Genomic DNA, 12,152 nt, shown 5'->3' on the forward strand with positions numbered 1-12,152 from the left:
TCACCCGAATCACTTACCTGAGTAAGCTCATCGGGATGTGCTCATTTGCCGCCTACCTGCAACACCAATGACTTTGGAAATGTCCTTCGTGCTTGAAGTTGCAGGGGTGCTAGCTACATTCACTCACCCGAATCACTTACCTGAGTAAGCTCATCGGGATGTGCTCATTTGCTGCCTACCTGCAACACCAATGACTTTGGAAATGTCCTTCGTGCTTGAAGTTGCAGGGGTGTTAGCTACATTCACTCACCCTAATCACTTTACGCCGCTGGTACCACCATACCCTGACGATATTGCAGCCAAGGTAATTTACGGGTGATAACACAATCAGCCGATGCAGTTAAATCGCCAGTGGTGCCGCTTACCTGGAAACCAGGAATTTGGCGCATTTCAGCAAAATGATTCGATAATGTCCAAGCATCAATGCCCATGGCGTACAAACGCACCAGTGAATAATCGTTGGCATATTTAGCGGCTGCTTGCTGCATCAGAGCTGGATTTGACCCTGCCATCAATGGAATATCACTAAATTGAACGCCTTCCATCTCCAGACGGTAATCCGGGCCTGCACCGGCTTGATAGCTACGCGAGCTGGCGAACAGCGCCGGTTTGGTGCGGGTGCTGGTGGCCATATCAATCATCGGCTTAATCAGGGTCAGCTCAGCGGGTGTTGCAATGATATACACCGCATCAATGTTACCACCGGCAGAGGTTGAAACGACGGGCGCATCAACCGGAGGAGCTGGAATGGTCAGGCCCGCAATGGTCACAGATGCTGGGGCCGCAGCCGGAGTATTCGAAACCGCCACTGGCTGACCGGTTAAGCGGATACCTGCACCACTGTTGATGGCTTGTTTCAACTCAGCCGTCGAACCGAAGTTTTGCTGCAATACTGTCTGCCCGCCTTGCTTTTGCCACTCTTCAGCAAAAGCCTTGGCGATGCGGTCACCAAAAGCACCGCGCGGTGTCAGCAACAGCGGCATTCTCTTTTCCTGACCCCACAAATGATGCGCAGCATCGCGGGCTTCATCTTCTGGGGACAGAGCGAAGTAACAGATATTTGGGCTGTTGGTACTGACCTCTGGCTGATTCAGCGCCAGAATATTCAGTGTGCTTGGCGTGGCACTCAGTTGCTCGACTTCGGGCTTCAACAGTGGGCCAACAACCAAAGTAGCGCCATCCTGCTGGGCTTGAGCCAACAATGCTGCCACCGGTTGGGTGGTGGTGTCGTAGACTTTCACCTGTGCATTGCTGGTTGCCACCGGTGCCGCGACAGGGGCTGGAGTTGCCACTGGAGCAACATCTGTCACAGGGGCTGCGGTGCCATCGGCAGCCGTGGTTGCTGTTGCATCTGGCGTTACAGGCGCAGCCGGTGTCACCGGAAGACCATTCTGCGCCGCAATAAAGCCTTGCTGGATAGCATCGGCAAAGACTTGTGCTGGGCCACTCAATGGCAGCAGCAGGGCAATCTTCGCGGTAGAGGCTTGGCTGAAGTTGCTGATCTGGGTTAATGCTGTTGGCAGGTTTTTGGCTGCCGGATTTTGCGGATAACGGTTTTGCCAATCTTTAATGCCCGCTTTCAGCAGGTCGGGATCTTGCTTGTTATCCTGATACACATGCAGCAAATCCAGCCAACCTTGCAGGACATTTTCGTCCGCATTAATCACTATGTTGTTCAATTCTTGTGGAGTGAGCTGGGCGAGAGCTTGCCAAGTGCCATCAATATTATCTTGATGTGCTTTATCTTTCAGCAAGGGTTCTTGAGCAATAAATGCCCGAATCAGCGGTAACGTTGCTTTACCCTGATTGGCGGCAATCTGTGCCTGATAGAAACGAACCTGTTGGTTGGCTGAGAGCTGAGTCGCATCCAGCTTGCCAAGAATGTCGGCTGCGGCAGGATTATTTTTCTGTGCCACCAACAACTCAGCAGTCAACAATTGCTGTTCCCGGCGCTGGGTATCGCTCAGATTAGCGGGTAGCGTACCGAGCTGTTCTGCTGCCTGAGGGATTTTCCCTTCACGTAACAGGGCACGAATGGCAAGTAATTGCCAGTCAGCCTTGTTATCATCACCGCTCTGTTGCAACTGTTGCAGATAATAGTCAGAGTTAGCGCTTGCCTCATCCTGTATATTTACAGGTGGCGACGTCTGTGGTGCTCTGCTTGAACAAGCTGCCAGTATCAACGCAGCCAGAACAACAGGGACAAGCCCTGCTTTGGAACGAACGAATGTTGAGGAAAGCATACTGTATCCAGTGATGTTTTTTTCAAGATGCTCAATATTAAATCGGTAATTCGGATGAAACAATGAATCAACCAGATCGAGCAGTGATTTCTGCATCTACGCTTTATGTGGTACCTACCCCAATCGGCAATTTAGGGGATATTACCCACCGGGCGTTAGAGGTACTGAAAGGCGTTGATTTGATTGCGGCAGAAGATACACGTCATACAGGGTTGCTGTTACAACATTTCGCGATCAACGCCCGCCTATTTGCACTTCATGACCATAACGAACAACAAAAAGCCGAACATTTGCTGACAAAACTGCAAGAGGGCCAGAGTATTGCACTGGTTTCAGATGCAGGAACGCCACTAATCAACGATCCGGGCTACCATTTAGTGCGCCGTTGCCGTGAAGCTGGCATCAGAGTGGTGCCATTACCTGGAGCTTGTGCGGCGATTACTGCACTGTCTGCCGCCGGTATTGCCTCAGATCGTTTTTGCTACGAAGGCTTCCTGCCAGCGAAAACCAAAGGACGTAAGGATACTCTGCAAGCGCTGATTGAGGAACCTCGAACACTGATCTTCTACGAATCCACACATCGCTTGTTGGAAAGTTTACAGGACATGGTAACCGTACTTGGCCCACAACGCTATGTGGTACTGGCCAGAGAGCTAACCAAAACCTGGGAGTCTATCCACGGCGCACCGGTGGGTGAGTTACTGGCTTGGGTTCAAGAAGAAGAAACCCGCCGCCGCGGTGAAATGGTATTAATTGTCGAAGGGCACAAAGTGCAGGCCGATGATGCCTTGCCAGCCGCCGCACTGCGTACTTTAGCATTGTTGCAAAAAGAGTTGCCGCTGAAAAAAGCAGCGGCTCTGGCTGCAGAGATCCATGGTGTGAAAAAGAACGCACTCTATAAGTATGCTTTGGAACAAGACCTCCAAGAGCAGAGCGACGAAGAAGAAGAGTAAGCGACTAACACCTGAGGCCGGATAGCCAGCCTCAGGTGAGTTTATCAGCCACGATGGTGCCAGCCATATTGTGGGTGGTACCAACCCCAATTATGCCCTTCACGATAGCGCCACTCATAACCCGGTCCGGGTCTTGGGTAATGCGGTGCCACATAGACGACTCCCGGTGGGATGATGACATCGGGCTCGATGACCACACCCGGTTCGACCACCATTCTTGGTTCCGCATATCGTGCCGGTTCAACGACACAACCACTTAATAATGCAACAGAAAGGAGAGGGATAATAAAACCAATGGAACGTTTCATGGTGGAACTCCCGAGCAAGAATAAAGCACGCCATTATTTTTGCTCTATTGGCAGTAACTATGTTTAATGCTAGTCAATGAATCTTATCTATGCATATGACTTAAAAGAAAATTATTGTAAATTTATTTACAATAAACTTTACATTCATCAAACTGCATTGAAGTGAAAATCAATAATTTTTCGGGCTGAATATTTGTTGTCGGTGAAAGATGACATTTAACTGTAATGTGACTATAATCCGCCGCGGAGTTGACTAGACAGTCGCCGCTTCGCTGCCGTCCCTTTCGGGGGAGACAGGTGAAGGGGAGGAAAGTCCGGGCTCCATAGGGCAGGGTGCCAGGTAACGCCTGGGAGGCGCAAGCCTACGACAAGTGCAACAGAGAGCAAACCGCCGATGGCCCGCGTAAGTGGGATCAGGTAAGGGTGAAAGGGTGCGGTAAGAGCGCACCGCGCGGCTGGCAACAGTCCGTGGCATGGTAAACTCCACCCGGAGCAAGGCCAAATAGGGGTTCACATGGTACGGCCCGTACTGAACCCGGGTAGGCTGCTTGAGCCAGTGAGCGATTGCTGGCCTAGAGGAATGACTGTCCACGACAGAACCCGGCTTACCGGTCAACTCCACTCATTCCATAAAAACCCCGCTTCGGCGGGGTTTTGCTTTGTAGAATAAGCACGAGAGAATTATTGTTATCTCATTAATTAGAATTATCGCCCCATTTCAACGATATTTCATACGCTCATGTATGAATTTTAATTTGTTCTCGTATGAATAATCTTAAATTTCATTCCATATTATTTAAAATAAAGCATATCTAATATTAATTATCTTCAATTTTTTGAAAGAAAATCATTTTAAAACATAATTTTGTATTTTCTCATCACCATTAATTGAACGGAATAGTCATTTATCCTTAAGAATATTTTTATATTTTTTTAAATTATCGAAATGTATAGTGCTAGCAATAAGGAAAAATCTCTATTTAATTTAAATTCACGTATAGCTAATTTAATCTTATGTCAACGAAGTGTCTATATTTGTCAGTGAATACTTAACTCTATCTGTTTTGTTACAAGCAAATAACAGATTAATAAATATAACTAACCAAACAAAACTATTAAGTTCTACAAATAATAATTATTAGTCTTATTTGTTAAGGAGTGGTTAATTTAATTAAATTCTGTATTTCTATATCAGAGCGGTCGATTTTAAATAAAAAATAACTTTTGATTATTTATCACAACATTTAACTTCACCTAGGATTACAATTTTGAGCAATATTATGCCTTCCCGTCGTATGACAACCATTACATGGTTAACAGTTATATTTCAGTGTTTATTTCCACTGAGCATGGCGGTTAACCCGGTTGTTGCTGCTCAGAAAACAGCAACACCACCGCAATCATTCCCACCTTCTGAGGACAATGGGAAAATATTGGCTGAGCAAGCCAAAATGGCTGGTTCATTGCTGAGTAGCAGCAGTGCCGGTAATAGTGCCACAGGTCTGGTACGTTCAAAGGTTATTGGAGAGGCGAATACTTCAGCTCAGCAATGGCTCAATCAGTTTGGTACTGCCCGCGTACAATTAAATCTGGATTCCAATAGCAGCCTCAATGGTAGTGCACTTGATTTGCTGGTTCCTCTTTATGATGACAATAAGAATTTATTATTTACTCAATTAGGAGCCCGCCATCAGGATAAACGGCATACCGCTAATGTGGGGGTAGGTGTTCGTACCATTCAAGGTAATTGGATGTTTGGCGGTAACACCTTCTTTGATAATGATCTGACCGGCCATAATCGGCGTGTTGGTGTTGGGGCTGAAATAGCAACCGACTTCCTGAAATTATCGGCAAACAGCTATTTTGGTATTACTGATTGGCAGCAATCTCGAGACTTTGCTGATTATAACGAGCGCCCTGCTAATGGATATGACATCCGGGCTGAAGCTTATTTGCCAGCATATCCGCAATTGGGTAGCAAACTGATGTTTGAGCAATATAAAGGGGATGATGTTGCTCTGTTTGGTAAAGACAATCGGCAAAAGAATCCACATGCAATCACTGCCGGTTTGAATTACACCCCTATTCCATTGTTGACTGTCGGTGCTGAACATCGGGCAGGTAAAGGGAGTAATAATGATTCCAGTATTAACTTCCAACTGAATTATCGTCTGGGAGAGTCTTGGCAGTCTCATATTGACCCTAATGCGGTCGCCGCATCTCGCATGCTGGCGGGTAGCCGATATGATTTAGTTGAACGTAATAATAATATTGTGTTGGATTACCAAAAACAGCAGTTGCTGAACTTGAGCCTGCCACCGCAATTGGCTGGCCCTGAAGGCCATGTCACGCCACTGACCGCGCAAGTCACCGCAAAGTATGGTATCAGCCGAATTGACTGGGATACTGCCGCACTGACTGCTGCTGGGGGCGTGGTGACACAAACATCACTAACCACGGTTGCGGTAACTTTCCCTCCTTACCAAGTCGGCGGAAATAATAGCCATGTCATCAGCGCCGTCGCTCGTGATACTCAGGGCAATATCTCCAACCGGGCAGTGACCACCATTGATGTAGCTGGCATGGTCAATAACTCCGCAACAGTGGCGATAACACTGTTGGATGACAATGCCTTGGCGGATGGGCTGGCTAACAACCGTGTACAAGTAAAAGTCACCTCGGCAAATGGGGGAGGCGTAGCGAATCAAACCGTGAATTTTGTTGCCAGCAATGGTGCCAGCATTACCCCTTCTGCCACCACCAATGCGCAAGGGATTGCCACAGCGACTTTAACCAATCTGACCGCAGGGATTAGCTCAGTAACGTCAACTGTGAATGGCAATAGCCACAGTATCGACACTAACTTTGTGGCTAATAGCGGCAGTGCAGTGATTATCGCGGCGAATATGTCGGTGACAACAGACAATGCTGTCGCTAATGGTGCAGCCACGAATGCTGTACAAGCTACTGTGACTGACAGCAATAACAACCTGCTGGCGGATGAAGTGGTGACATTCACTGCCACCAATGGTGCGTTAGTCACTACGGTGATTGGTACCACGGGAGCGGACGGTATTGCTACTGCAATGTTGACCAATACTGCGGCAGGAACATCGGCGGTAACGGCTACGCTGAGTAACAGTGCTAATCAAACAGTGAATACCAACTTTGTCGCTGATAGTAGCAATGCGACTATTTCCTCAGCGAATATGACAGTCACCACCAACAATGCTACCGCCAATGGTGTTGCTACCAATGCTGTACGCGCGATTGTCACTGACAGTTATAACAACCGCTTGGCGGATGAAGTCGTCACATTCACGGCGACTAATGGTGCGTTGGTTACCACGGTGATTGGCACCACGGGCGCGGACGGTATTGCTACCGCAACATTGACCAACACCGTGGCGGGAACCTCGTCGGTGACGGCGAAACTGAGTAACAATGCCTCTCGCTCAGTCAACACTACCTTTGTGGCTCAGGTGGCCGCGGTATTGGCTATCGCCGTAGACCAATCTACCACCAAGATTGGCGAGACTATCCAAACGACGGTCACAGCCAGAGATGCCGGTGGGGAGCTTCTCCCTGGGGTGGATGTCTCATTCACCATCGGCAATGTGATCAACCGCCAAGGTAATACTGCAAACAGTGGCACCCTGCAATTTAACGGTACGAATATCACGGCGGCGCGGAAATTCACCACAGGTGCCGATGGTACGGTAACCATTCCAGTGACGGACCCTTCAGGTACTGGTGTTCAGCGAACTATCACTGCAGTATCAGGTACTGCGACGGCTTCTACTGATGTGATTTACACGGTGGTCACCAGCCCGGATACGACGCAGGCCAATATGTGGGGCCATATGGCAGAAACTATCACTGTTGGCGGGAAAACCTTTAAGCGCCCAAGCCTTCATGTAGAAATTGCGGGCGATTTTACTCAAACCATGAGCAATGAAGTGTGGGGAACTTTTGATTATGCTTCAGCCATTGGGCGGGTTTGTGGCAGCCAGGCAAACTTGCCAGTCCGTGCTGATTTAGTTGCGCTTTACAATGCCTACCCATCAAACCAAATCAAGTCTATTTTTGGTTGGCAGACTAGCGGTGCCTACATTTCATCAACAGTATATGGTGCGACCAGCCACTCCAGCATATGGCTGGTTAATGGTAATGGCACTTCTACTGATGACTCGAATAAGAATGACTGGGTAACTTGCCTGCAGTAGATATTTGATGGTCATAACCGGCTGGGCGAATAAAACATATCATTCGTTCAGCCGGATTTAACCTTGTCTGTACCCCATCCTGTAGCTTGCCATCTTATGAATTGCTTCATTCACGCTGAAAACGTAAGGCTTCAATAAGCAGTGAGAATGCGGTGGTATGCTGCCTGCGGCTGGGGTAATAAAGGTAATAACCTGGAAACGGTTCACACCATTCAGTCAGAACTCTAACCAAACTGCCGTTGGCAATTTCAGCACTTACTGAATCCTCTGGTACGAATATCAAACCAAAGCCAATGGTCGCGGCATCAATACGTTGGCGCAAGCTGTTGAACGTTAACTGGCCATCAACTCGAACTTTTAGCTGACGCCCCTCTTTTTCAAACTCCCAAGCATAAAGGCCGCCCATAGTGGGCAAGCGCATATTGATGCAGCGATGGTTTTGTAAATCAGCGGGGGTGGTGGGCACACCATATTTAGCCAAATAAGAGGGCGAGCCAACCGTCGCCATACTCATATCCGGCCCGATTCGCACTGCGACCATATCCTTGGCAACCTGTTCTCCCAAGCGGATCCCCGCGTCAAAGCGGCCTGCGACAATGTCGGTTAAGGCGTTATCAACGGTAATTTCTACATTGATATCGGGGTACTCGGCAAGGAATGACTTCAGTACCGGCCAGAGCACGGAATCAACCGCATGTTCGCCGGCGGTAATACGGATGTTCCCTGCGGGGCGATCGCGCATTTCGCTCAGTGCATCTAGCTCATGTTCAATCTCAGCAAAACGTGGCTCAAGGCTATTTGCCAGCCTTTCACCTGCTTGCGTTGGTGCAACACTGCGGGTGGTGCGAGTTAACAAACGCAGTTCAAGACGCTCTTCCAACCCGCGAATAGAGTGGCTTAATGCTGATTGAGAAACCCCCAATTTGGCCGCAGCTTTGGTAAAACTACGTTCTCTGGCAACCATAAGGAATGAAATTAAATCATTAAAGTTCTCTTTTAACATCAGGATTCCTGGCGGTGTAGCGGCGATTAACATCAAGTTTAGCTTAATTTATGAATTAAATTCATATACTCATGCGTATTTATCCATCTAATCCTCGGCTGAAGTATTTGCTACTTTCTCTGTAATCGATATTCAGTTAATGAATGTCATGTAGTGACAGACAGGAGTAGAGCAATGCAAAAACGTACACTCGGTCGCAGCAATCTGACGGTATCAGCAATTGGTTTAGGGTGCATGGGCATGAGCTTTGGTTATGGCCCGGCAGCAGATAAGCAGGAGATGATTTCACTGCTGCATAAAGCGGTGGATCTGGGGGTGACATTCTTTGATACCGCTGAGGTTTACGGGCCTTATACCAATGAAGAACTGCTCGGCGAGGCGCTGGCACCGCTACGCGATAAAGTGGTGATTGCCACCAAATTTGGCTTTCAGGCCGATCCAAACGGCGGGCCAAAATGGGTAGGTTTAAACAGCCGGCCTGAGCATATCAAAAAGGTGGCGGAAGCTTCACTTAAGCGCCTGAAAACAGAGGTCATTGATCTGTTTTATCAGCATCGGGTTGATCCGAATGTGCCTATCGAAGACGTGGCCGGGGCAGTACAGGACTTAATTAAAGAAGGCAAAGTTAAGCACTTTGGGCTGTCCGAAGCCGGGGCTGCGACTATTCGTCGTGCTCATGCTATTCAGCCAGTAACTGCGTTACAGAGTGAATATTCACTATGGTGGCGCAAACCTGAGCAGGAAATTATTCCTACGCTAGAAGAGTTGGGGATTGGATTGGTGCCTTACAGCCCTCTGGGAAAAGGCTATCTGACCGGCAAATTCAATGAAACCACTCAGTTTGCCAATGATGATTTTCGCCGTTCATTGCCACGATTCACTCCCGAGGCATTAAAGGCCAATCAGCTGTTGATTACCTTGATTCAGGATGTGGCGCAGCAGAAAGGCGCGACCCCGGCACAAATAGCGCTGGCTTGGTTATTGGCGAAGAAACCGTGGATCGTGCCGATCCCGGGCACTCGTAAACAGGATCGACTGGAAGAGAATATTGCTGCGGCCAATGTTGAGTTGACGGCGGCGGATCTGCAAGAAATGGATAATGCGGCAGCCAAAGTGAAATTAACGGGCGAGCGCTACCCTGAAGCACTGGAAAAACTCACCGGGCTTTGATCTCTCTTTGCCCTATCAGATACCGTTACCAGATGGCGGTATCTGATGTTTGCTTATTTGGTTATCAGCAAAAAATCCCTTGTTGCTGGATTAATGAATTTTACTCATAGCTCCTTGCACATTTTGCTATCTAGTCCTCCCCATTGATTAGCGGTAATTTTTTCCCATCGCAACTAAGCCGAGACTTATCGGGAGGGGAAAACCATGAAATGTTTAGCCACTACGGCACTTTCTTTATCGATGGCAATTTCTGGCGCGGCAATGGCAGAACCGGAGGATGTTCGGACTAGCGAAGCCGCTAGCACAGAGGCGCTGAGCCGAGTTTCTCCGGCTTTGGCTAATTATCAGCGCCAAAAGTTACAAGCGGATCTCTGGCAACGGCCAGCACTCTCACCACGCGATCGCAGCATGATTACCGTCGCGGCCATCATTGCCCGTAATCAGACGGCATTAATGACCGAGCAATTCAATCTGGCATTGGATAACGGCGTTAAGGCCAGTGAGTTGTCGGAAATCATTACACATCTGGCGTTTTATTCCGGTTGGGGGAATGCCATGTCAGCCGTGGCTGCGGCTCAGGATATCTTCCAACAGCGGGGTATTACGGCGGCCTCTTTGCCGACGGCGCAACCTGAGTTGCTGCCACTCAACCAAACGGCCGAGCAGTTGCGCCTCAATGCGGTTGAGCAGTCGGTAGGGAGTCAGCAGTTCCCTGGGCTGGTGGCTTATACCACCGATGTACTGTTCCGTGATCTCTGGTTGCGCCCGGCACTGGCACCACGGGATCGTAGCCTAATCACTGTCAGTGCGCTGATTGCCGCAGGGCAGGTGGCACAAGTGACTTTCCACCTGAATAAAGCGATGGACAATGGTTTAACCCAAGAGCAGGCCGCTGAGGTGGTGACTCATCTGGCTTTTTATGTGGGCTGGCCTAATGCCATGTCTGCGGTACCCATGGTTAAAGCCGTTTTTGCCCAGCGAAATACTGATACTCCGGCCAAATCCTAGCTAAGGAATCACGATGAAATTACTCGCAGCGTCTACAGTTATCTTGTCCATGTTAAGTCCGACGGCTTGCGCCGACGTGGAGGAAAAAATGAAAATTACTCAAAGCGGCTCCCAACCTTCCCGACCAGGCCCAGAAAATTACTTTACCGGTCAGGTGCGTATTGATGCGCCTTTCCAGGCGACAGCCCCTGCTCGTGTCGGGGGCGCGACGGTGACATTTGAGCCCGGCGCTCGTACCGCCTGGCACACACATCCATTGGGGCAGACCTTGATTATCACCCAAGGACGCGGCTGGATTCAGGAGTGGGGCAAAGAGATTAAAGAGATGAATCAGGGCGATATCGTCTGGATCCCTGAGGGGGTTAAGCACTGGCACGGTGCGACACCGGATACCGCGATGACTCACATTGCTATCGCCGAATCGCTCAACGGCAGCCCGGTTGAGTGGCTGGAAAAAGTCAGCGATGAGCAGTATCAGAAGTAAAATATTGGAGGGGTTATGACTCAAGGCATTGAAAATAAAGTGGTAGTTATCGCCGGGGCCAGCAGTGGCCTTGGCGAGGCTCTGGCACGCCGTTTGACAAAGGATGGCGCAAAAGTGGTACTGGGTGCTCGCCGCCTTGACCGGCTAGAAAAACTGGCCGAAGAGTTATCACTGAATAAATCCGCGGTTGTCAAAACGGATGTGACTCATCCCGAGCAAGTTCAGGCGCTGGTGGATACGGCCGTCAGATTGTATGGCCGAATTGACGTGATGGTGAACAATGCGGGATTGATGCCACACTCGTTACTGGAGCGCTGCAAGATTAGCGACTGGAATGCCATGATTGACGTGAACCTCAAAGGGGTTCTTTATGGTATCGCTGCCGCACTTCCTTATATGAAAGATCAGAAAAGTGGGCATATTATCAATACGTCCTCGGTGGCGGGCCATAAAGTCAGGCCGGGCAGTGCCGTGTATGCGGCGACCAAAACTGCGGTTCGTGTGATTTCCGAAGGATTGCGTCAGGAAGTGAAGCCCTACAATATTCGTACGACGATTATTTCTCCCGGTGCCGTCAGTAGCGAGTTGGTCAATAGCATTACTGAAACCGATGTTGCCGCCGGTATTAAACAGTTTTATGACGAAGTCGCCATTTCTGCTGATGCTTTTGCCAGTGTGGTGGCTTTTGCCATCAGTCAGCCGGAGGATGTGGATATCAATGAAGTTTTATTCCGTCCGACTAAACAAGAGCTCTGAA

Annotated in this window: 9 protein-coding genes and 1 other RNA gene; 7 read left to right on the forward strand and 3 right to left on the reverse strand. The window is 49.0% G+C overall.

Translation table 11 applies throughout. The features are described 5' to 3' along the window. Positions 1–260: 260 nt before the first annotated feature. Positions 261–2,243, reverse strand: a complete 1,983-nt coding sequence (locus N0H69_RS05535; protein WP_050150539.1) for a penicillin-binding protein activator — start codon at positions 2,241–2,243, stop codon at positions 261–263. Positions 2,244–2,305: 62 nt separating this feature from the next. On the opposite strand from N0H69_RS05535, the gene rsmI reads away from it, so the two are divergent. Beyond that, positions 2,306–3,196 (forward strand): 16S rRNA (cytidine(1402)-2'-O)-methyltransferase, encoded by an 891-nt coding sequence (rsmI, locus tag N0H69_RS05540; RefSeq protein ID WP_050150542.1) that lies wholly within the window; start codon positions 2,306–2,308, stop codon positions 3,194–3,196. Positions 3,197–3,240: 44 nt separating this feature from the next. On the opposite strand, the gene N0H69_RS05545 is transcribed toward rsmI, so the two are convergent. Then, positions 3,241–3,504 carry a hypothetical protein gene (locus N0H69_RS05545; RefSeq protein ID WP_072077427.1) on the reverse strand — a complete coding sequence of 88 codons (264 nt, stop codon included), beginning with the start codon at positions 3,502–3,504 and terminating at the stop codon, positions 3,241–3,243. Between the two features lie 245 nt (positions 3,505–3,749). Between N0H69_RS05545 and rnpB the strand changes: the two genes are divergently transcribed. After that, positions 3,750–4,128, forward strand: an RNA gene (gene rnpB / locus N0H69_RS05550) — RNase P RNA component class A. A 644-nt stretch (positions 4,129–4,772) separates the two neighbouring features. Further along, positions 4,773–7,730: an inverse autotransporter beta domain-containing protein gene (locus tag N0H69_RS05555; protein WP_151419903.1), complete on the forward strand. Its 2,958-nt coding sequence runs from the start codon at positions 4,773–4,775 to the stop codon at positions 7,728–7,730. Positions 7,731–7,836: 106 nt separating this feature from the next. Here N0H69_RS05555 and N0H69_RS05565 read toward each other — a convergent pair whose 3' ends face one another. Then, a complete protein-coding gene (locus tag N0H69_RS05565; protein WP_050110367.1) occupies positions 7,837–8,733 on the reverse strand; it encodes a LysR substrate-binding domain-containing protein in 897 nt (298 codons plus the stop codon). 174 nt (positions 8,734–8,907) lie between these two features. On the opposite strand from N0H69_RS05565, the gene N0H69_RS05570 reads away from it, so the two are divergent. The 4 genes from N0H69_RS05570 to N0H69_RS05585 all read left to right on the forward strand — a co-directional run bounded on the left by N0H69_RS05570 (position 8,908) and on the right by N0H69_RS05585 (position 12,151). Beyond that, positions 8,908–9,903 (forward strand): aldo/keto reductase, encoded by a 996-nt coding sequence (locus N0H69_RS05570; protein WP_050150548.1) that lies wholly within the window; start codon positions 8,908–8,910, stop codon positions 9,901–9,903. A 204-nt stretch (positions 9,904–10,107) separates the two neighbouring features. Then, positions 10,108–10,911, forward strand: coding sequence for a carboxymuconolactone decarboxylase family protein (locus tag N0H69_RS05575; protein WP_050123254.1), 804 nt, complete (start codon positions 10,108–10,110; stop codon positions 10,909–10,911). Positions 10,912–10,924: 13 nt separating this feature from the next. Further along, on the forward strand, positions 10,925–11,395 hold the full coding sequence (locus N0H69_RS05580) for a (R)-mandelonitrile lyase (protein ID WP_172666534.1): 471 nt from the start codon (positions 10,925–10,927) through the stop codon (positions 11,393–11,395). A gap of 15 nt (positions 11,396–11,410) precedes the next feature. Beyond that, entirely contained in the window at positions 11,411–12,151 is a 741-nt protein-coding gene (locus tag N0H69_RS05585) for an SDR family oxidoreductase (protein WP_050110364.1), read from the forward strand. The last annotated feature ends 1 nt before the right edge of the window (position 12,152 follow it).

Source organism: Yersinia alsatica, assembly GCF_025133195.1.
Taxonomy (GTDB): Bacteria; Pseudomonadota; Gammaproteobacteria; order Enterobacterales; family Enterobacteriaceae; genus Yersinia; species Yersinia alsatica.

Bases quoted from the DNA above. Each gene is read 5' to 3' on its own strand.
- N0H69_RS05535 (WP_050150539.1), bottom strand. From the start codon at position 2,243: ATGCTTTCCTCAACATTCGTTCGTTCCAAAGCAGGGCTTGTCCCTGTT.
- rsmI (WP_050150542.1), top strand. From the start codon at position 2,306: ATGAATCAACCAGATCGAGCAGTGATTTCTGCATCTACGCTTTATGTG.
- N0H69_RS05545 (WP_072077427.1), bottom strand. From the start codon at position 3,504: ATGAAACGTTCCATTGGTTTTATTATCCCTCTCCTTTCTGTTGCATTA.
- N0H69_RS05565 (WP_050110367.1), bottom strand. From the start codon at position 8,733: ATGTTAAAAGAGAACTTTAATGATTTAATTTCATTCCTTATGGTTGCC.
- N0H69_RS05570 (WP_050150548.1), top strand. From the start codon at position 8,908: ATGCAAAAACGTACACTCGGTCGCAGCAATCTGACGGTATCAGCAATT.
- N0H69_RS05575 (WP_050123254.1), top strand. From the start codon at position 10,108: ATGAAATGTTTAGCCACTACGGCACTTTCTTTATCGATGGCAATTTCT.
- N0H69_RS05580 (WP_172666534.1), top strand. From the start codon at position 10,925: ATGAAATTACTCGCAGCGTCTACAGTTATCTTGTCCATGTTAAGTCCG.
- N0H69_RS05585 (WP_050110364.1), top strand. From the start codon at position 11,411: ATGACTCAAGGCATTGAAAATAAAGTGGTAGTTATCGCCGGGGCCAGC.